The 18,413-nt window shown below is 73.1% G+C and carries 16 protein-coding genes; 9 read left to right on the top strand and 7 right to left on the bottom strand.

Annotation, left to right across the window (positions count from 1 at the left end; all coding sequences use genetic code 11):
- Window positions 1-27 precede the first annotated feature (27 nt).
- The 3 genes from AQJ11_RS15045 to AQJ11_RS15055 form a co-directional block, all read right to left on the bottom strand.
- Window positions 28-1,890 carry a M1 family metallopeptidase gene (locus tag AQJ11_RS15045; RefSeq protein ID WP_059263379.1) on the bottom strand — a complete coding sequence of 621 codons (1,863 nt, stop codon included), beginning with the start codon at window positions 1,888-1,890 and terminating at the stop codon, window positions 28-30.
- Between the two features lie 256 nt (window positions 1,891-2,146).
- The gene (locus tag AQJ11_RS15050) at window positions 2,147-2,803 is read right to left on the bottom strand and encodes a maltokinase N-terminal cap-like domain-containing protein (RefSeq protein ID WP_059263380.1); all 657 of its coding nucleotides are present in this window, start codon (window positions 2,801-2,803) and stop codon (window positions 2,147-2,149) included.
- 205 nt (window positions 2,804-3,008) lie between these two features.
- Window positions 3,009-4,625 (bottom strand): adenosine deaminase family protein, encoded by a 1,617-nt coding sequence (locus AQJ11_RS15055; RefSeq protein WP_351794565.1) that lies wholly within the window; start codon window positions 4,623-4,625, stop codon window positions 3,009-3,011.
- Window positions 4,626-4,951: 326 nt separating this feature from the next.
- Between AQJ11_RS15055 and AQJ11_RS15060 the strand changes: the two genes are divergently transcribed.
- Window positions 4,952-5,227, top strand: coding sequence for a DUF5133 domain-containing protein (locus tag AQJ11_RS15060; protein ID WP_059263381.1), 276 nt, complete (start codon window positions 4,952-4,954; stop codon window positions 5,225-5,227).
- Between the two features lie 218 nt (window positions 5,228-5,445).
- Window positions 5,446-6,309, top strand: coding sequence for an SGNH/GDSL hydrolase family protein (locus AQJ11_RS15065; RefSeq protein ID WP_059263382.1), 864 nt, complete (start codon window positions 5,446-5,448; stop codon window positions 6,307-6,309).
- 53 nt (window positions 6,310-6,362) lie between these two features.
- On the opposite strand, the gene pgm is transcribed toward AQJ11_RS15065, so the two are convergent.
- From pgm to AQJ11_RS15080, 3 genes are all read right to left on the bottom strand, one after another.
- Window positions 6,363-8,003: a phosphoglucomutase (alpha-D-glucose-1,6-bisphosphate-dependent) gene (gene pgm, locus AQJ11_RS15070; RefSeq protein WP_059263383.1), complete on the bottom strand. Its 1,641-nt coding sequence runs from the start codon at window positions 8,001-8,003 to the stop codon at window positions 6,363-6,365.
- 343 nt (window positions 8,004-8,346) lie between these two features.
- Window positions 8,347-9,204: a chitosanase gene (locus AQJ11_RS15075; RefSeq protein ID WP_014670611.1), complete on the bottom strand. Its 858-nt coding sequence runs from the start codon at window positions 9,202-9,204 to the stop codon at window positions 8,347-8,349.
- A gap of 145 nt (window positions 9,205-9,349) precedes the next feature.
- Window positions 9,350-10,897 carry an MFS transporter gene (locus AQJ11_RS15080; protein ID WP_059263384.1) on the bottom strand — a complete coding sequence of 516 codons (1,548 nt, stop codon included), beginning with the start codon at window positions 10,895-10,897 and terminating at the stop codon, window positions 9,350-9,352.
- 177 nt (window positions 10,898-11,074) lie between these two features.
- On the opposite strand from AQJ11_RS15080, the gene mgrA reads away from it, so the two are divergent.
- The 7 genes from mgrA to AQJ11_RS15110 all read left to right on the top strand — a co-directional run bounded on the left by mgrA (window position 11,075) and on the right by AQJ11_RS15110 (window position 15,937).
- Window positions 11,075-12,118, top strand: a complete 1,044-nt coding sequence (gene mgrA / locus AQJ11_RS15085; RefSeq protein WP_059263385.1) for an L-glyceraldehyde 3-phosphate reductase — start codon at window positions 11,075-11,077, stop codon at window positions 12,116-12,118.
- Window positions 12,119-12,258: 140 nt separating this feature from the next.
- Window positions 12,259-12,438, top strand: coding sequence for a hypothetical protein (locus AQJ11_RS15090; protein WP_014670614.1), 180 nt, complete (start codon window positions 12,259-12,261; stop codon window positions 12,436-12,438).
- A gap of 120 nt (window positions 12,439-12,558) precedes the next feature.
- The gene (locus AQJ11_RS15095; RefSeq protein WP_058079197.1) at window positions 12,559-13,044 is read left to right on the top strand and encodes a cation:proton antiporter regulatory subunit; all 486 of its coding nucleotides are present in this window, start codon (window positions 12,559-12,561) and stop codon (window positions 13,042-13,044) included.
- 5 nt (window positions 13,045-13,049) lie between these two features.
- Entirely contained in the window at window positions 13,050-14,342 is a 1,293-nt protein-coding gene (locus AQJ11_RS15100; RefSeq protein WP_059263386.1) for a cation:proton antiporter, read from the top strand.
- Window positions 14,343-14,376: 34 nt separating this feature from the next.
- Window positions 14,377-14,997, top strand: a complete 621-nt coding sequence (locus tag AQJ11_RS15105) for a DedA family protein (RefSeq protein ID WP_014670617.1) — start codon at window positions 14,377-14,379, stop codon at window positions 14,995-14,997.
- A gap of 80 nt (window positions 14,998-15,077) precedes the next feature.
- The gene (locus tag AQJ11_RS45865; RefSeq protein WP_078611676.1) at window positions 15,078-15,251 is read left to right on the top strand and encodes a CsbD family protein; all 174 of its coding nucleotides are present in this window, start codon (window positions 15,078-15,080) and stop codon (window positions 15,249-15,251) included.
- A gap of 236 nt (window positions 15,252-15,487) precedes the next feature.
- Window positions 15,488-15,937, top strand: coding sequence for an ATP-binding protein (locus tag AQJ11_RS15110; RefSeq protein WP_014670619.1), 450 nt, complete (start codon window positions 15,488-15,490; stop codon window positions 15,935-15,937).
- 18 nt (window positions 15,938-15,955) lie between these two features.
- Here the strand turns inward: AQJ11_RS15110 and AQJ11_RS15115 are convergent, their stop codons facing one another.
- Window positions 15,956-18,367 (bottom strand): SpoIIE family protein phosphatase, encoded by a 2,412-nt coding sequence (locus AQJ11_RS15115; RefSeq protein WP_014670620.1) that lies wholly within the window; start codon window positions 18,365-18,367, stop codon window positions 15,956-15,958.
- Window positions 18,368-18,413: the final 46 nt, after the last annotated feature.

Raw genomic sequence — 18,413 nt, forward strand, 5'->3', positions numbered from 1 at the left:
GCCGGTTTCAACCCGTGTGGGTGTCCGTCACCCCTCGATGCGGTGCTGCGTCCAGAAGGAGGTCAGGTCCGTGCTCGTGGCGGCCTGGGCCGCCGCCTTGAACTCGGCCGTGGTGGACACGCCGTACCAGTGCGCGGTCGCGTAGTCCTTCAGCAGCTTGGCCATGGCGGTGTCCCCGAGGACGCGGCGCAGGTCGTGCAGGGCGCACTTGCCGTAGCCGTAGACGACGGTGGAGTACCGGGAGGAGTGCGCGTCCCAGTACGCCATCGAGTTGGTGATCTTCTCGGCGCTGGAGGCCCAGGAGACGCCGCTCCAGCAGTTGCTCCCGGTCTTGCCCTGGGCGAGGTCGGTGGCGTAGTCGGTGAACGACTCGTCCAGCCAGGGGCTGGTGTACTCGTCGTCGCCGACGATGCCGTACCACCACTGGTGGGCGATCTCGTGGGTGAGCGCGGTGGTGCTGACCACGTCGAGCACGAACCCGGGGTACTCCATGCCGCCGAACCAGTAGTTGTCGTCGATGACGGCGTCCAGTTCGCCGTACGGGTAGGCGCCGAACCGGGAGGCGTGGGCGTCGACCGCGGTCCTGGCGGTGCTGAGCATCGACTGGGCGCTGGTGGAGCTGATGCCCGAGACGGAGTAGACGTTCACCGGGACGCCGGCGGCCGAGGTGCCGGAGATCCTGGTGAAGGGGCCGGCGGCCCAGGCGAAGTCACGGACCTTGGAGGCGGTGGCCGTGGTCACGGTACGGCCGCTGGAGCCGGGCGTGTCCGTGGAGGTGCCGGTGGCCGGGACCAGCAGGGTGCTGGGGTGGTCCAGGGTGACCTTGAAGTCGGCGGCCAGGGAGTAGAACGACTCGCCGTTGTTCGTGTACGGGTCCAGGTGCCAGCCGGCGCCGTCGCGGACGGCGAGGACGGGCAGGGCGTTGCCGACGAAGCTGAACGCGCCGTCGTGGCCGAAGCGGTCGGCGCCGCTGGGCACGGTGATGCCGAGGTCGAAGCCGATGGTGGCGCTCTGGCCCTGGGCGAGCGGGCTCGGCAGGTCGATCCTCAGGGCGGTGCAGGCGACGGAGAGGGCGCCGGCGGTGCCGCCGGTGACGTTGCCGACCTTGACGGGCATCGCGTCGCAGCTGCCGTGGTAGTTGTCCCACAGCCTGAGGTAGACCTCGCCGAGCGCGGTGGCGGAGGCGTTGGTGAAGGTCACGCTCTCGCGCCCGGTCCAGACGGTGCCGCCGGTGTCACTGCTCAGGTTCACGGTGTACGACGGGGCCGCCGGGGTCCGTGCGGAGTCGGCCGGCGGTGGTGTGGTGCCGTCCGAGGTGTCGAGGGCGATGTCGTCCAGGACGAAGCTCGTCTGGAGGCTGGAGTCCTCGGTGCCGGTGAAGGACAGGTTCACGGTCTGGCCGGCGAACGAGGACACGTCGATCGACTTCTTCACGTAGCCGGTGTTCTCGTCCAGGTTCGAGTAGGTGGCCAGCGTGGTGCTGCCGAGCTTGGCCGTGAGCTTGTCGTAGGCGGTGGACGAGGTCGTCTCGGCGGTGTCGATGTGCAGCCAGAAGGTGAGGGTGGCGGCGCCGCACCCGGACGGGACGGTCACGCTCTGGCCGAGGGTGTCGGTGCGGGTGGCGCCGACGCCGTCCAGCCAGGCGTAGGAGCCGCCGCCGTGGGCGGTCTGCCCGGAGCGGCTGGTGATCACGGTGGACGCGGACTGGGTCCACGGTGAAGTGCCGCTCTCGAAGCCGCCGTTGGCGACCACCTGCGCCGGGGTGCAGGCGGCGGCGACGGGAGCCGTGGCGGGCCGGGCGGCGGCGGAGGCGCCGGGGAGGAAGAGGGCGGCCAGCGCTGCGGCGGTGACCGGGCCGACGCCGAGGGCCCTGTGGGGGGTCGGTCTCACACGCTACTCCTTTGCGGCGGCCGGGATCCGGCCTGCTCGGAAGACCGCCCGGTCGGCTGGGGTGCGCCGGGGCGGCCGGGGTGGGGCTCGCGCGATCGCTGTGCTCAGGTGCGGCGCGCGCCCCTGTGGGTCGGGGCGCGGGCTGCCGAAAGAGTGACAGATTTGACCGGTCCATGCCAGACCGACGGGCGGGGGTGCCCGCTGCGTGGCGTGTCACAGGCGCCGCCCGCCTCCCTGCGGGCGGCGCCCGCCGGGATCAGAGGGTGCGCAGCGTCATGAAGACGGCCCGCAGACGGGTGCCGTCGGGGCCCGGCCAGCCGGTCGCCACATGGCCGAGGGCATCCCGCGGCGGCAGCGGCGGGTTCTCGGCGACCGGGGTGAGGACACGGTGGACGTGCAGGGACAGGCCCCCGGGCACCGGCAGGCGGGTGCCGTCCTCGCCGTCGGCCGGCTCGGGCGTGAAGGGGTGCGGGCCGAGGGCCGCGCCGCCGTAGGAGCGGGTCACCTCGTGGTCGGGGGTGTCCGAGATGCTCTGGGCCATCGCCCGCGCCCTGCCCTCGAACAGCGCCAGCAACTCCGTGACCAGCACCGGGTCGTGGCAGCCGTCGTACACCCAGCGCGTGCCCAGCACCCCGTGCTCCATCGTGCCGACGAGCGCGTGCTCGGCGCCCTCCAGCGGCGCCCCTCGGTAGGTGAGCGGTGCCAGATAGGCCGTACGCCCGGGGCTCGACGTGTCGGTGGCCACCATGAACTCGATGCCGACCTCGCCCTCGGGGTCGTCCAGCCGGAAGCCGCCGGACTTCTCCAGCACGGGCGCCGCCGGGCCGCCGCGGTACCAGGGGCGGCCGGGCAGCCAGTCGGCGAGCAGTTCCGTCTTGCTGGGCTTGACTGTCGTGCGGTGGATGACGGCCATGCGGGTGGTTGCCTCCCGTTGCGCGGACGCGGACCCGCCCACCCTTCCACACCCTTCCCGCCGGCCACCGCTGGAATTCGCCCCGGCGCGGCCGACCACGGCGTCCGGGGCCGGGCCACGAAGACACCCTCCCAGCCGGCCACCCGGCGCCGGCGCGGCCCCGGTGCGTCGGCGACCTCCGCCACCGACGCACCGGGCACCCGGGTCAGCTCCTGTGCGTCCTTTCGAAGACGGCGAAGGCGGCCTCCTGGTGCCATTCGAGGCGGGCCTTGGCGCTGTCGGCGAGCAGGTGCCGGCAGGCCGCGCCGCGCACGGGGAGGCCGGGGTGCTCCGCACGGCAGGCCGGGACCGGCTGGTACCCCTTGGCGGTGGGGTTGCCCTGCCACAGGCTCGCGCCCGGCAGGAACCCGTACTCCAGGGAGGCGCGGGCCAGGTCCTTCAGCTCGGGGTAGCGCAGCCCGTAGGTGGCGGCGGCGTACTGGTACTCGTGGCTGATGTCGATCCGGGACACCCCGGGGTCGTCGGTGGCGAGGACGACGGGGACGCCGTAGCGGCGGTAGGTGCTGAAGGGGTGGTCGGCTCCCTTGACGCCGAGGATCTGGGCGTTGCTGGAGAAGGGCACCTCCACCGCCACCTGACGGTCCGCCATCGTGCGGGCCGTGCGCCGCCAGTCGTCCTCGTGGACCAGGTCGACGCCGTGCCCGACCCGCTCGGTGCGGGCGACGTCCACGGCCTGGCGGATGTGGAACTTCAGGTCCTGCGGCTTGACCAGCCCGGGCCACAGCTCGCCCGCGTGCAGGGTGACGTGCGCCTTCGGGTACTGGGTGCGCAGATAGCCGACCATGCGCATCTGGAGGCCGTAGTCGCGCAGGGAGGTGTCCGCGTCCTCGGGCTGGACGAGGTTGACGGCGACGAACCGCGGATCGGCCTCGGCCAGCCGCAGGCCGAGGGCGAGCTGGGTGAAGACCCGCTCCGGCGCGCTGCCCCGGGAGGCCTGGGAGATCCAGCGGACGGTGAGGCCGCACCCGGGCCGCGCCTGCGGGGTGCCGCACCGCTCGGTGGCGCGGAACTCGGCGTCGCCGTCGTCCGCCTCCTTGCGGGCCTCGGCGACCAGCTTGTCCAGTCTGCCGCCCGCGACCAGCCTGCGGTGCAGGGCGGCGAGGTCGTCGTCCCAGCCGACCTCGGCGGCGAGCTTCTTCGCGCCGTCGGAGGCCGGGGTGACCATCGTCTCCAGGTAGGACTGGTTGTTGCGGACGACGGTGTCGGCGACCTCCGCGAGCAGCTTGCCCCGGTGGCGCCAGGTGACCTCGCCGAACCTGCCGAAGGTGTCGAAGAAGTGGTCGTGCCCGCTCTCGTCGGGCGGGAAGTCCTGCATGGACCAGGCGCGCACCAGCGCGTCGTGGAAGGCGCGGTCGGTGCGCGCGTCGGCGGCGGGCCGGGTCCCGGCGCCGCAGGGCGGGGTGACCGCGGTCAGCGTCGCGGTGTCGACGCACAGCCCGTCCTCGGCGGCCAGCTCGATCAGGTACTCCGTGGACACCGCGCCGGAGAGGTGGTTGTGCAGGTCCCCGCCCTTGGGGAGCTGCCGGAAGAACTCCCGCAGGGCCGCGGGCCGGTCGCGGAGGGAGCGGAGACGGGCGTCCGTGCGCGCCTCCGCGGCGGTGACCTGCCGGGGCGGCGGTGCGGCGGGCCGGTGGTCCCGCCGCACCGGCTGGGCTGCGGCGGGCAGGGCGGACAGCAGGGACAGGACACTGAGGGTGCCGAGTACGGCCGGAACGACCCGCCGGCTCAGGGCACTTCGACGTTGCAGACTCACAGGGGGCATGATCACGGAAAGATCACGGCGGCGTGCCCTGATCCGGCACATCCCGGGCGGAGAGCACCCGACCGGGTGACGCACGGGCATACCGGACCCCCGGCTCAGCGGTGCCGCATCCCGGCGGCCAGTGTCCGTGTCCAGGGCGCGTCCACCGCGTCGGCGCCATGGAGTAGACGTACGCCTGCGAGCTGCCGTCCGCCTTGGCTTCCTGTGAGGATCCCGTCACTCACACCCCTGTGCGTCAAGGGACGCCTGGGGGGCATGCGCGGCGGGAGCGCGGGTATTCGCGCTGCGACTTCGCACATCGGCGACCCATCAGGGAGGCGGATCGCATGCTCATGGCCCACCCCGCGGTACTGGAGGACCTCATCGCCCAGTACGAGGCCTTCACCTTGCTCGGCGCCGAGGAGAGCACCCCAGAGGCCCGCCAGCGGCTGGCGGACATCTCCTACACGCTGTGCGTGGCCACCGGCACCCGGGATGTCGACATGGCCCTCATCGCCGCCCGCCACCGCCTCTCCGGCGCGCGCCCGGAGGACGACTCCCTGCTCCAGACGGCGGCCCCGCTCCAGCCGTCCGCCCCGAAGGAACAGGTGTCCGGGGTCTGAACCGGCCCCTCCCCCGGGACTGCCGCCCGCCCCTCCCCCTGAACTCGTCGCGTCCGGCTTCTGGTCGGCGGGACCTACCGGACGGTATACAGGCCCGGTCGAACGCGCGAGGGCCGCTCCTTGGCGGTGCCGCCGCGCGCCGCAGCGGGCTCAGGGGGAGGACTCATGGCGAACGGCAGGCATCCGGCGGGCGGGCGAGAGGCCGGCGGCGGAGCGCCGTGCTCGGAGCGGCGCTGGGCGGCTGCGCCCTCGTCGCCGCCAGCACGGCACCGGTCGCGGCGCACCCCGGCGGACCCGGCCGCGCGACCGCCTATGTCGCGCTCGGCGACTCCTACACCTCGGGCCCCGGAATCCCCCGGCAGGTGGACGCCGGCTGCGCGCGCTCGGACCACAACTACCCCTCGCTCGTGGCCGCCGGGCGGCAGGTGGCGGCCTTCAGGGACGTGAGCTGCGGCGGGGCGACGACCGCCGAGATGTGGCAGGCGCAGGGCGCCAACCCGCCCCAGCTCGACGCCCTGGACCGGCACACGGACCTGGTGACGGTGCAGATCGGCGGCAACGACGTCGGTTTCGGCTCCATCATCGGCACCTGTGCCCGCCTGGCCGCCCAGGACCCCGCGGGCAACCCCTGTGAGCGCGCCTACACGGCCTCCGGTCACGACCAGTTGGCCCTCACCGTCGTGCGGACCGCGCCGAAGATCGACCGGGTGCTGCGGGCCGTGCACGCCCGGGCGCCGCACGCCCGGGTGGTCGTCGTCGGCTACCCGGACCTCCTGCCCGACGACGGCAGCGGCTGCTTCCCGCAAGTCCCCTTCGCCCAGAAGGACTTCGGCTACCTGCGGGACACCGAGAAGCGGCTGAACCTGATGCTGCGGCTGGTGGCCGGTGTGAACCGGGCCGCGTACGTGGACACCTACGGCCCCACGGTCGGCCACGACATGTGCAAGGCGCCGGCGGACCGCTGGATCGAACCGCTGCAACCCTCCTCCCCCGCCGCCCCGGCACACCCCAACGCCAAGGGCGAAGCCGCCATGGCCGAGGCCGTGCTGGACCGCCTGGACCGGGGACGCGGACGGGACTGAGCCGGGAGCGGGGGGACGGCCCCCCGGGCCGGGAGGCCGCCCCGACCGTCCGCTCAGCCGCCGAGCGCTCCCAGCACCACGGCCTGGGCCTCCTCCTGCACCCGGGCCAGGTGGTCGGCACCGAGGAAGGACTCGGCGTACACCTTGTAGACGTCCTCGGTGCCCGAGGGCCGGGCGGCGAACCAGGCGTTCTCGGTGGTGACCTTGATGCCGCCGATGGCAGCGCCGTTGCCGGGCGCCTCGGTGAGCACGGCCGTGACCGCCTCCCCGGCCAGCGTGTCCGCGGTGACCTGCGCCGGCGACAACTTGGCGAGCAGCGCCTTCTGTTCGCGGGTCGCGGGGGCGTCGATGCGGGCGTAGGCGGGTGCGCCGAAGCGGGCGGTCAGGTCGGCGTAGTGCTCCGAGGGGGTCTTGTCGGTGACGGCCGTGATCTCGGCGGCGAGCAGGGCGAGGATGATGCCGTCCTTGTCGGTGGTCCACACCGAGCCGTCCCGGCGCAGGAAGGACGCGCCGGCCGACTCCTCGCCGCCGAACCCGAGGTCGCCGCCGACCAGTCCGTCCACGAACCACTTGAAGCCGACCGGTACCTCGACGAGCCGGCGGCCGAGGTCCCCGGCGACCCGGTCGATCATGGTGGAGGAGACGAGGGTCTTGCCGATGCCCGCGGATGCCGACCACTGGTCGCGGTGCCGGAAGAGGTAGGAGATGGCGACGGCGAGGTAGTGGTTGGGGTTCATCAGGCCCGCGTCCGGGGTGACGATGCCGTGCCGGTCGGCGTCGGCGTCGTTGCCGGTGGCGATGCGGAAGCGGTCGCGCTGCTCGATGAGGGAGGCCATCGCGTAGGGCGAGGAGCAGTCCATGCGGATCTGGCCGTCCCAGTCCAGCGTCATGAACCGCCAGGTGGGGTCGGTGTGCGGATTGACCACGGTCAGGTCGATGCCGTGCTGCTCGGCGATCCGGCCCCAGTAGGCGACGGAGGCGCCGCCGAGCGGGTCGGCGCCGATGCGCACACCGGACGCGCGGACGGCGTCCAGGTCCAGGACACTGGGCAGATCGGTGACGTACGTGCCGAGGAAGTCGTACCGCCGGGTGGTGTCCGCGGCGAGCGCGCGGGCGTACGGCAGGCGGCGTACGTCCTTCAGGCCGCCCGTGATGATCTGGTTGGCGCGGTCCTGGATCCAGGAGGTGGCGTCGGAGGCCGCCGGGCCGCCGCTCGGCGGGTTGTACTTGAAGCCGCCGTCGGCGGGCGGGTTGTGCGACGGGGTGACGACCACACCGTCGGCGAGGCCCGTGGTGCGGCCCCGGTTGTGGGTCAGGATCGCGTGCGAGACGGCGGGCGTGGGCGTGTAGCCGTCCGCGCCGTCGATGAGGACGGTCACCTCGTTGGCGGCGAACACCTCCAGCGCGGTGGCCTTGGCCGGCTCGGACAGGGCGTGGGTGTCGGCGCCCAGGAAGAGCGGCCCGTCGGTGCCCTGGGCGGCCCGGTACTCGCAGATGGCCTGGCTGGTGGCGGCGATGTGGTCCTCGTTGAAGGCGCTCGCCAGGGACGAGCCGCGGTGGCCCGAGGTGCCGAACGCCACCCGCTGTCCCGGGTCGGCCGGGTCGGGGTGCAGCGTGTAGTACGCCGTGACCAGCCGGGCCACGTCGACAAGGTCCTCGGGACCGGCCGGCCGGCCGGCGCGCTCGTGCGCCATGAGTCCGTTCCTCCGCTTCGGTGGGTCGTTCGCTCACCGCTCATCTTTCCTCGCCGGAGGCATGCCATGCGAGTGCGCCCCACCAGGTGGGACATCCCCGGCCCGCCGGGCCTGTGGTCCGGACCTCCGCCGATCGCCACGGCACCGCGTCCGCGCCCGCCGCCCGCCCGGCAGGCGGGTGCGCCGGTGTGGCCGGGACAGGGGGCCACGGGAAGCCGCCGTTCGGGCCGCCGCCGTGGCGATCGCCGTGATCCGGCGCGTCCTGGCACGGCGGGCCGCCGGGCCGCGCTCCCCGGTACCGGAGCCCGTGCCCGCCGGCCTGCCGCGCGCCTCCTGACGGAGGTCAGCCGATGTGGTAGCTGTCGCCGTAGACCTTCCAGTCGAGCGGGGTGTTCAGGTCGAGGTTGCCCTTGCGCAGGAAGACCCGCTGCGCGGTGTCGACGCGGCTGGTGTCGCTGTGGGCCTCCTCCTGCTTCATGGCCCACACCCGGGCGTCCAGGAAGGCGTTGAGGTACGTCGTCTCGTCGCCGCCCTGGGCCGGCGGCTTGGCGCTGCGCAGGGCGCGCTTGCGAATGTTGCGGAAGCTGGTCGGGTCGTCGCCGTCGCCGTGCATGACGATGGCGTCGTAGTAGACGAACTGGCCGAGCGCCCGCAGTCCGTCCGTCTTGCCCTGGGCGACGGCGGGGTTGAAGTAGACGCGGTCGCGTTCGTCGTTCTGGGCCTGCTGGAAGGCGGTGTCCTGGGCGGCCTTGCGCCAGTCCGCGGGGTAGTTGGGGTCCAGGCCCTGGTGCGAGTCGGTGCCGTTGACCTTGCGCAGGGCGGGCAGGTACTTGGCCAGGACGTTGCCGGGCTTGCGGTCGGCGTAGAGCTGGACGAGGTCGAGCATGTCACCGGTGCCGGAGCAGAAGCCGATGATGCCGGCCGTGTAGCCGCGGCCGTCGCCGATGTCCTCGATGTACTTGTACTGGGCCTTCCAGTCGAGCGAGGAGTTCTCCGCGCTCGACACCAGCTTCATGGCGATCTCCTTCTTCGCCGGGTCGTCCAGCCCCGGCGCGGCGGCCGAGGCCGTGCCGGCGCGGGAGACTCCGAGCAGGGCGCCCGAGGCGACGGCGCCGAGCGCGGCGACGACGGTACGGCGGGAGAGACGGGAGAGGCCGGCGGGGCTCGCGGCGGCTGCCGCTTCGCGGTCTGCGTACACCACAGGGACTCCAAGGGGGAGTGGGGGGTGGGAAGTTGGTCCGCACCAGTCACTGGTAGGAAAGTTTCCTATCAAACGCGGTGCGGGCCGGTAACCCGGCAGACCGGAAGTTCGTAGGATCGGACAAGCCTCCCGGCACGGCCGTCGCTCAGCCGTGCCGCGCCCTGCCCCGCTCCTGCGCGAGGGCGTACAACTCCTGGGAAGCGCTGATGAGTTCGCGCCTCTCCTCCCGCGAACCGACCATCGGCTGGGAGCCCTTGAGCGGGACCTGGGCGCTCTCGGGCAGGAACCGCACGGTGAGCAGGCCGATGGCGCCGGCCAGCATCAGGTAGTAGGCGGGCATGAGGTCGTCGCCGGTGAGGTCGACCAGCGCGGCGGTGACCAGCGGGGTGGTGCCGCCGAACGCGGCGACGGCGAAGTTGAAGCCGATGCCCATGGCCGCGTAGCGGACGGCGGTCGGGAACAGGGCCGGCAGGGTGGCCGCGCTGGGGGCGGCGAAGCAGGCCAGCAGCGTGGCCAGGAGCAGTACCCCGAGGATCGGCGGCCAGGTGCCGTGCGCCTTGATCAGCAGGAAGGCGGGGACGGCGAGCACGATCATCGCCGCCGCGGCGACGGCGTAGAGCGGACGCCGGCCGACCCGGTCGCTGAGCCGGCCGAGGAAGGTGATCAGGACGACGATCCACACCATCCCGACGAGGACCAGGACGTCCGCGGAACCGCTGGAGCGGTGCAGGGTCTCGGTCTGGTAGGTCGGCAGATAGCCGGTGACCATGTAGTTCGTGACGTTGTAGAGCAGCACCAGGCCCATGCAGACGAGCAGGGGCCGCCAGTGGTTCCTGACGATGTCCTTGAACTCGCCGCCCGCCGACTCCTGCGCCAGCGTCTTCTCGTGTTCGTCCAGCTGCTGCTGGAAGGCCGGGGACTCCTCCAGCTTCAGCCGCATGTAGAGGCCGATCACGCCGAGCGGCCCGGCGATCAGGAACGGCACGCGCCAGCCCCAGGAGAGCATCTGCTCGTCCGTCAGGGCCAGGTTGAGCAGGGTGACCAGGGCCGAGCCGAGGGCGTAGCCGGTGAAGGTGCCGAAGTCCAGCCAGCTGGAGAGGAAGCCGCGCCGCCGGTCCGGGGAGTACTCGGCGACGAAAGTGGTGGCTCCGCCGTACTCGCCGCCGGTGGAGAAGCCCTGGACCATGCGGGCCAGCAGGAGCAGCACGGGCGCGGCGAGTCCGATGGTGGCGTAGCCGGGGATCACACCGATGGCGAAGGTGCCGGCCGCCATCATGATCATGGTGGTGGCGAGCACCTTCTGCCGCCCGATCCGGTCGCCGAGCGGACCGAAGACCAGCCCGCCGAGGGGCCGTACGACGAAGGCGGCGGCGAAGGTCGCGAACGAGGAGATGACCTGGGCGGCCGGGGAGGCTCCGGGGAAGAACACCTTGCCGATGGTGGCGGCGAGGTAGCTGTAGACGCCGAAGTCGAACCACTCCATGCAGTTGCCGAGCGCGGAGGCGCCGACGGCGCGCCGGAGCAGCGGGGGCTCGACGACCTGGACGTCGTCCGCGCGGAAGGCGCCCCGCTTGCGGCGCAGCCTGCGGGTCAGCTCCTCCCGGACCTGACGCGGCAGCCGCGCCACCGCCCCCGGCACCCGCCGTCCCTCCCGGTCCTCCCGTTCCCCGCCGGACCACGCACCGCTGCTCATGAGCGCCTCCTTGCTCTCGCTCCGTTGATCACCGCCTGCCCCTGTGCCCGATTCAGAAACGGAACCGCTCAATCCCATCCGGGACGGCGGTTGGACTTGCGCGGTGCCCCGGAGCAGGGTGGACGGGCCCGCGCGCACACGCGGGGCATCCCTACGGCACCACCCGGAGAAGACCCGATGACGTACGTCGCGGACCCCGCTCGCTACGACGGCACCATGCGCTACCGGCGCACCGGCCGTTCCGGACTGGACCTGCCGGTCCTGTCCCTGGGCTACTGGCACAACTTCGGCGACGACCGCCCGTTCGAGACCCAGCGCGAGATCGCGCTGCGCGCCTTCGACCTCGGGATCACCCACCACGACCTCGCCAACAACTACGGCCCGCCCTACGGCGCGGCAGAGCTGAACTTCGGGCGGCTGCTCCAGCGCGACCTGGCGCCCTACCGCGACGAGCTGGTGATCTCCACCAAGGCCGGCTGGGACATGTGGCCCGGCCCCTACGGGCAGGGCGGCGGCTCCCGCAAGTACCTGCTGGCCTCCCTGGACCAGTCGCTCGCCCGGACGGGCCTCGACTACGTGGACATCTTCTACTCCCACCGGCTGGACGCGAGCACGCCGCTGGAGGAGACGATGGGCGCGCTCGACACCGCCGTCCGCCAGGGCAAGGCCCTCTACGTCGGCATCTCCTCCTACGACGCCGAACGCACCCGGCAGGCCGCCGCGATCCTGCGCGAGCTCGGCACCCCGCTGCTGATCCACCAGCCGTCGTACAGCATGCTCAACCGCTGGATCGAGACCGACGGCCTGCTGGACGCGGCCCAGGAGGAGGGCTTCGGCGTCATCGGCTTCACGGCGCTCGCCCAGGGCCTGCTCACCGGCCGCTACCTGGACGGCGTCCCGGCGGACTCGCGGGCCGCGCGGGGCACGTCCCTGGACGCCTCCTGGCTGACGGACGACCTGCGGGACCGGCTGCGCGCCCTGAACGGCATCGCGGCCCGGCGCGGGCAGACGCTGGCCCAGCTGGCGCTGGCCTGGGCGCTCCGGGACGAGCGGGTGACCTCGCTCGTCATCGGCGCCTCGCGGGTCGAACAGCTGGAGCAGAACGTCGCCGCGCTGGAGAACCTGTCCTTCGGCGACGAGGAGCTGGCCGAGATCGACCGGTACGCGACCGAGGGCGGCGTGGACCTGTGGCGCGACGCCCGGCTGGGGAACCTGGGCTGACCGGCACCGCATGGCATCGCGGTGGTCCCCCATGACATTTATCACTGACATGGGGGAATAAATAGGACATAGTGGACGTCATTCTGATCGCCCGCGTCCCCGCGCACCACGCCCCGCGACCGCAAGGAGCCGCTCACCGTATGGCGCACGGAGCCCACCGCAACCCCTTCCCGCCCCACCCCGATCTGGCCCTCGCCCGCGACTGCGAGCAGTGCCTCGGCTGGGGAACCGTCGTCACCCGCGACGGGGACCACGAGTTGTGCCACTCGTGCCAGCCCGATCCCGCCGGCGGCGAGGGGGCCGCGGCCTCCGGGTCCTAGCGCTCCGCCCCCGCCCGCTCCGCCCCCGCCCGCTCCGCCCCCTCCTGCGACGATCACGCTTCAGGGTAGGGTTCGGCTAAAAGTTTCACCAAGAAACATTCAAGCCGGGCAGGGGGCACCATGAGCGTCGCACGCACCAGCAGGACACCGTTGCCGGGCATAGGCGTCCGGTACGACCTGACGACACGCGAACACCGTCACCTGTCGGTGGTGGCCCACCGGGACGGTTCGCGCACGCTCAGCGCCTACCAGCGTGACGATCCGGACGCCTGCGCCCTGTCGGTCCATCTCACCGGCCAGGAGGCGGAGGCGCTGGTCGACGCGCTGAAGCCGACCCACCACAGCCCCACCCTGCTCTCCACCACGGAGCTGGGCCTGGTGGCCGAGCGGATCGAGCTGTCCGGGACCTCGCACTGGAACGGACGGCTGCTCGGCGAGACCCGGATGCGCACCGAGACCGGCGTGTCGATCGTGGCCGTCCTGCGCCGCGCCGAGGCGATCCCCTCCCCCGGCCCCGGTTTCCGGCTGGCCGGCGGGGACACACTGATCGTCATCGGCACCCGCGAGGGCGTCGACGCCGCCGCCGCGATACTCGGGCGGGAGTGATCCGGATGCACTCCTCCGCGGTCTTCCTGATCGAGTTCGGCGCGATCATCCTCGGCCTCGGGCTGCTGGGCCGGCTCGCCGCCCGCCTGCGGTTCTCGCCCATCCCGCTGTATCTGCTGGCCGGACTCGCCTTCGGCGAGGGCGGTCTGCTGCCGCTCGGCACCAGCGAGGAGTTCGTCGCGATCGGCGCCGAGATCGGCGTGGTCCTGCTGCTGCTCATGCTGGGGCTCGAATACACGGCCGGCGATCTGGTCTCGAACCTGAAGACCCAGTACCCGGCCGGGATCGTCGACGCCACCCTCAACGCCCTGCCCGGCGCCGCCATGGCCCTGCTGCTGGGCTGGGGCCCGATCGCCGCCGTCGTCCTGGCCGGCATCACCTGGATCTCCTCCTCCGGCGTCATCGCCAAGGTCCTCGGCGACCTCGGCCGGATCGGCAACCGGGAGACGCCGGTGATCCTCAGCATCCTGGTGCTGGAGGACCTGTCCATGGCGGTCTACCTGCCCGTGGTCACGGCCCTGCTGGCCGGGACCGGTTTCGCGGCCGGCAGCGTCACGCTGGCCATCGCGCTCGGCGTGGCGGGCCTGGTGCTGCTGGTCGCGGTCCGCTACGGCCGGCACATCTCCCGGTTCGTCTCCACCGACGACCCCGAGAAGCTGCTGCTGGTGGTGCTCGGGCTGACGCTGGTGGTGGCCGGTGTCGCCCAGCAGCTCCAGGTCTCGGCGGCGGTCGGCGCGTTCCTGGTGGGCATCGCCCTGTCCGGGGAGGTCGCCGAGGGCGCCCACAACCTCCTCGCCCCGCTGCGGGACCTGTTCGCGGCGGTGTTCTTCGTCTTCTTCGGCCTGCACACCGACCCGGCGAGCATCCCGCCGGTGCTGCTGCCCGCCCTCGCCCTGGCCGTCGTCACCACCCTCACCAAGGTCGCCACCGGCTACTGGGCGGCCCGCCGCGCGGGCATCTCGGCCAAGGGCCGGTGGCGGGCCGGCGGCACCCTGGTCGCCCGCGGCGAGTTCTCCATCGTCATCGCGGGGCTCGCCGTCACCTCCGGCATCGACTCCGACCTCGGCCCGCTCGCCACCGCCTATGTGCTGCTCCTCGTCGTGCTCGGCCCGCTGACCGCCCGGTACACCGAGCCGCTCGCCCGGCGCCTGACCGGCCGCCGGGACCGGCGCACGGCACCGGAGGCCGAGGCCGGCCCGGACGCCGCCGCGCGGGACCAGCGGGACAGCCACGACCAGCAGGACCAGCAGGACCAGCAGGACCAGCAGGACCAGGAAGCCTCCGTCAGCCGGCCCTGATCACCGCACGGCCGCACCGACGTACCGTTGAGGCATGTCGCCTCCGCTTCCGGGACCGCTGGCCCATCTGGAGCCACTGCTCGGCCACTACGGCTACTGGGCCGTGGGCGCGGTGGTCTTCGTCGAGGACTTCGGCGTCCCCGCGCCCGGCGAGACCATCCTGCTCGCGGCGGGGGTGTACGCGGGCACGGGGCGGCTGAACGTCGCGGCCGTGGCGGTCATCGCGTTCGTCGCGGCCGTCGCCGGGGACAACCTCGGCTACCTGATCGGCCGGTTCGGCGGGCGGGCCTTCGTGCACCGGTGGGGCAGGTACGTCTTCCTGACGCCCAAGCGGTTCGAGGCCGCCGAGGCGTTCTTCACCCGGCACGGCGGCAAGATCGTGACGGTGGCCCGGTTCGTCGAGGGCCTGCGCCAGGCCAACGGCGTCATCGCCGGCACGACCGGCATGCACTGGCGCCGCTTCCTCGCCTTCAACGCCCTGGGCGCGGCCCTGTGGGTCGGCCTGTGGACGACCCTGGCCTACCTCGCGGGCAGCCACATCACCGCGATCTACGACGAGATCCGGCGCTACCAGCTGTACGTCCTCGTCGCCGTCGCCGTCCTCCTCGCGGCGTTCGTCGTACGGCACCTCGTGCGGCGGCGCCGCGAGCCCTGACGCGGACAGTGGTTTGGACGGCCGCACAGCGGCAAGTCGGATGGCGACCAGAGACCGTCGATGTGGGGATGTGACACGTGATGGCCGGCAACCAGAAGGCGAAGGCCAAGGCGGAGCAGGCCAAGGGCAAGGTCAAGGAGGCCGCGGGCCGCGCCGTCGGCAACGAGAGCGTGGAGGCCGAGGGCCGCATGAAGGGCGCCAAGGGAGACGCCCGTGAGGCCAAGGAGAAGGCCAAGGACGTCTTCAAGCACTGAAGCGTTCCGGCTGCGGAACGGGTCCGGAGAATCCCGCGCGAGCGGGCCTCCGGGCCCGTTCCGCTGTGTTCCCGCGCCGCCCGCGCGGCCCCTCAGCAGGGCTTCGTGAGCATCCGGAGGATTCCTCGGGGACGTCCCCTTGACCGGCGGCCCTGCGGGTAACCGAGCAGGGACGGCAACGACCCCCCTGTGCACAGGAAGGGCCCCTGTCCCCAGAGGAAAAAGGGCAACGAGGTATGGACATCCCGCTCAGGACCCACGCGACGACGCAGGACCGCGCCGCGCCCCTGCGTTACAGCCGCACCTGGGACACCGGCGTCTCCAGCATCGCCGAGGCGAGAGACGCCGTCGCGGCCCTGCTGGCGCGGGCGCGGCCCACACCGGGGCGGCGGCCGGTGCAGGATGCCCAGCTCGTCGTCAGCGAACTCGTCACCAACGCGGCCAAGCACGCGCCCGGCCCGTGCGCGCTGCGCCTGGAGCTGCTGCCCGACGCCACCGCGCTGCGCATCTCCGTCACGGACACCTCCGGGGAACCGCCACGCCGGCGTCCTCCCGATCCCCGGCGGGTCGGCGGCCACGGTCTGCACCTCGTGGCGATGGTCTCCCGCGGCCTGGAGGTGACCTGGCTGTCCCAGGGCAAGCGGGTCACCGCGACCGTGCCGCTCGTGGCGCCGGCCGGCGGCTGACCGGCCGGGCCGGGAGCGTCAGTCGACCCTGATGCCGACGATGCAGGTGTCGTCGTCGGTGTCCGACCTGCTGTAGGTGAGCAGCCGGTCCAGTTGCTGGTCCAGGGTGCTGGGCGCCGCGCGCGCCGTGTCCAGCAGATACGACAGCGACTCCTCCACCGAGCGGTCCCGGCGCTCGATCAGGCCGTCGGTGTACATCAGCAAGGTGTCCCCGGCGGCCAGCTGCACCTCCGTCTCCTCGTAGCGCGCCTCCGGGACGGCGCCCAGCAGCAGCCCCTTGACCGGGGGCAGCGCGGTGGCGTCCGCCTCCCGTACCAGCACCGGCGGCAGATGGCCCGCCCGCGCCCAGCGCAGGGTCCGCCGCTCGCCGTCGTACAGGCCGCACACGGCGGTCGCGGTGACGGCGCCGGTCAGATGGTGGGCGACGATGTTCAGCCAGGACAGCAGCTGCGCCGGGCCGGCGCCGGTCACCGCGAGGCCGCGCAGCGCGTTGCGCAGGACGACCATGCTGGTCGCCGCCTCGATACCGTGCCCGGCGACGTCGCCGACGCACAGCAGGACCAGTCCGGAGGGCAGCACCACGGCGTCGTACCAGTCGCCGCCGACCAGGTGCTCGGTCTCGGCGGGCCGGTAGCGCACCGCCACCTGGAGGCCGGGCACCCGCAGCGGGGCCTGGGCCGGGGGCATGATGGCGTGCTGGAGCTGGAGGGTGAGCCGGTTGCGCTCCACGGCCTGCTGCTCGGTGTGGGCCAGCTGGTCGCGGGTGGCGGCGAGGGCGACCTCCGTCCAGTGCTGGGCGGAGATGTCCTGGTAGGCGCCGCGGACGCCGAAGAGCTGGCCGCCGGTGTCGAGGACGGGTTCGGCGACCACCCGGATGTGCCGGGTCACCCCGTCCGGGCGCATCAGCCGGAACGCGGCGGAGGCGGACCTGCGGTGGTGCAGCACGGTGCGCAGGAAGCGGCCGAGGATGACGGCGTCGTCGGGGTGGGCGTGGGCCGGCAGGTCCTGGAGCGCGACCGGGGAGCTCGTGGGCGGGCGGCCGTACAGGCTGAAGAGCTGGCCGTTCCAGGTGATCTCGCCGGTGAGCAGATTCTCCTCGAAACCGCCGATCCGGCCGAGCCGCTGGGCGTGCTGGAGCAGGCTGGCCAGCCGCGCGGTCTCGTCCTCGATCCGCCAGATCAGCAGCACGCCGGAGCCGTGCCGGCTGATGCTGATGTCGGCGACGGCGGACAGCGGCACCTGGTCGACCAGGGCGGTCAGCCGCATCCGCCGGGCGCGGAACGGCTCGCCGGTGGCGTAGACCCGTTCCACCCGCTGGAACAGCTCGCTGTCGCCTGCGGCCATCGGGTATGCCTCCAGCAGCAGGGCGCCGCCCACGACCGCCCGGGGCCGGCCCGCCGGGTCCAGGAAGCGGCTGTTGACGTGCTGGATGCGGAAGTCGACCAGCTGTCCGGTGTCGTCGAGGTGCGGCACGAGCACCAGGGCCGGGTCGTGCAGCCCGTCGGCCAGGTCCATCAGCTCGACCACGTCGGGCAGCAGCCCGGGTTCCGTTCCGGTGCCGGGCGGCGGCACGAAGCTCTCCAGGGAGTGCGCGCACAGCTCGGCGAGGGCCTCCACCTGCCGGAGGACGGGGCGCGGCAGCGGTTCCTCCGGCTTGGGCCAGGCGATCTCCAGGACGCCGTGGATCCGGCCGCCCGCCCCGGCGGGTACGGCGATCCGGGCGCCGTCGGCGTACTCGCGGCGGCCGATCGTGGGCAGCCCGGACCCGGCGAGCGACGGCAGCCACTGCCCGTCGGGCTCGGTCAGGCCCCGCCGGGCCACGGTGGCCACGTCGGGCGGGACGTAGTGCCAGCGGGCCGCCTCGCCCGGCGGGAAGCCGGCGCTGCCCGCGAGGGTCAGCGAGCCGTCGGAGCGGGCCGACCAGATGGCGACGGCGACCGCGCCCAGCGGGCGCAGGGCGTGGTCGAGCAGGGAGTCGGCCATCGCCTGGGTGTCGTGGGCGGCCAGGAGACCGCTCTCGGCGGCGCGCAGCCGTACGGCGGCGGACTCCGCGACGGGCCCGGCCGGGTCCGCGGCGACGGACAGGAACGCCTCGGTGACCTCCGCGACGCGGTCCCGGGCCGCCTGGTTGATGACGTCCACCGCGAACTCCAGCGGGGTCACCTGCGCCTGCTCGGTGAGTTCGGCGAGCTGACGGGCGGCCTGGGCGGGGCCGCAGCCGAGGCGTTCGACCAGGATGCCCTTGGCCAGTTCGATCAGCGCCCGGCCCTCCGCCTCGGCCTGCGCCACCTGTACCTCGCGGCGCAGCCGGTCCACGGTGGCGGCGAGCCGGCCGACCGGGGTGGTGGCGGGTACGTCGGACGAGGCCGCGTCGGCGGCGGGGAGCTGGGCGGGCACGCCTGCGGGCGTGCCCGGTTCGTACGCGTTCACCGGATCGGTACTCCTCGGCCTGCGGTGGGGCGGGCGCACTGTGCCG

Source organism: Streptomyces corchorusii (genome assembly GCF_001514055.1).
Taxonomy (GTDB): Bacteria; Actinomycetota; Actinomycetes; order Streptomycetales; family Streptomycetaceae; genus Streptomyces; species Streptomyces olivaceoviridis.

Excerpts from the sequence above, each read along its gene's own strand:
- pgm (WP_059263383.1), bottom strand. The coding sequence starts at position 8,003 with ATGGCGCACGAGCGCGCCGGCCGGCCGGCCGGTCCCGAGGACCTTGTC.
- AQJ11_RS15100 (WP_059263386.1), top strand. The coding sequence starts at position 13,050 with ATGCACTCCTCCGCGGTCTTCCTGATCGAGTTCGGCGCGATCATCCTC.
- AQJ11_RS45865 (WP_078611676.1), top strand. The coding sequence starts at position 15,078 with ATGGCCGGCAACCAGAAGGCGAAGGCCAAGGCGGAGCAGGCCAAGGGC.
- AQJ11_RS15055 (WP_351794565.1), bottom strand. The coding sequence starts at position 4,625 with ATGCCCCCTGTGAGTCTGCAACGTCGAAGTGCCCTGAGCCGGCGGGTC.
- AQJ11_RS15110 (WP_014670619.1), top strand. The coding sequence starts at position 15,488 with ATGGACATCCCGCTCAGGACCCACGCGACGACGCAGGACCGCGCCGCG.
- AQJ11_RS15090 (WP_014670614.1), top strand. The coding sequence starts at position 12,259 with ATGGCGCACGGAGCCCACCGCAACCCCTTCCCGCCCCACCCCGATCTG.
- AQJ11_RS15050 (WP_059263380.1), bottom strand. The coding sequence starts at position 2,803 with ATGGCCGTCATCCACCGCACGACAGTCAAGCCCAGCAAGACGGAACTG.
- AQJ11_RS15060 (WP_059263381.1), top strand. The coding sequence starts at position 4,952 with ATGCTCATGGCCCACCCCGCGGTACTGGAGGACCTCATCGCCCAGTAC.
- AQJ11_RS15080 (WP_059263384.1), bottom strand. The coding sequence starts at position 10,897 with ATGAGCAGCGGTGCGTGGTCCGGCGGGGAACGGGAGGACCGGGAGGGA.
- AQJ11_RS15095 (WP_058079197.1), top strand. The coding sequence starts at position 12,559 with ATGAGCGTCGCACGCACCAGCAGGACACCGTTGCCGGGCATAGGCGTC.
- AQJ11_RS15105 (WP_014670617.1), top strand. The coding sequence starts at position 14,377 with ATGTCGCCTCCGCTTCCGGGACCGCTGGCCCATCTGGAGCCACTGCTC.
- mgrA (WP_059263385.1), top strand. The coding sequence starts at position 11,075 with ATGACGTACGTCGCGGACCCCGCTCGCTACGACGGCACCATGCGCTAC.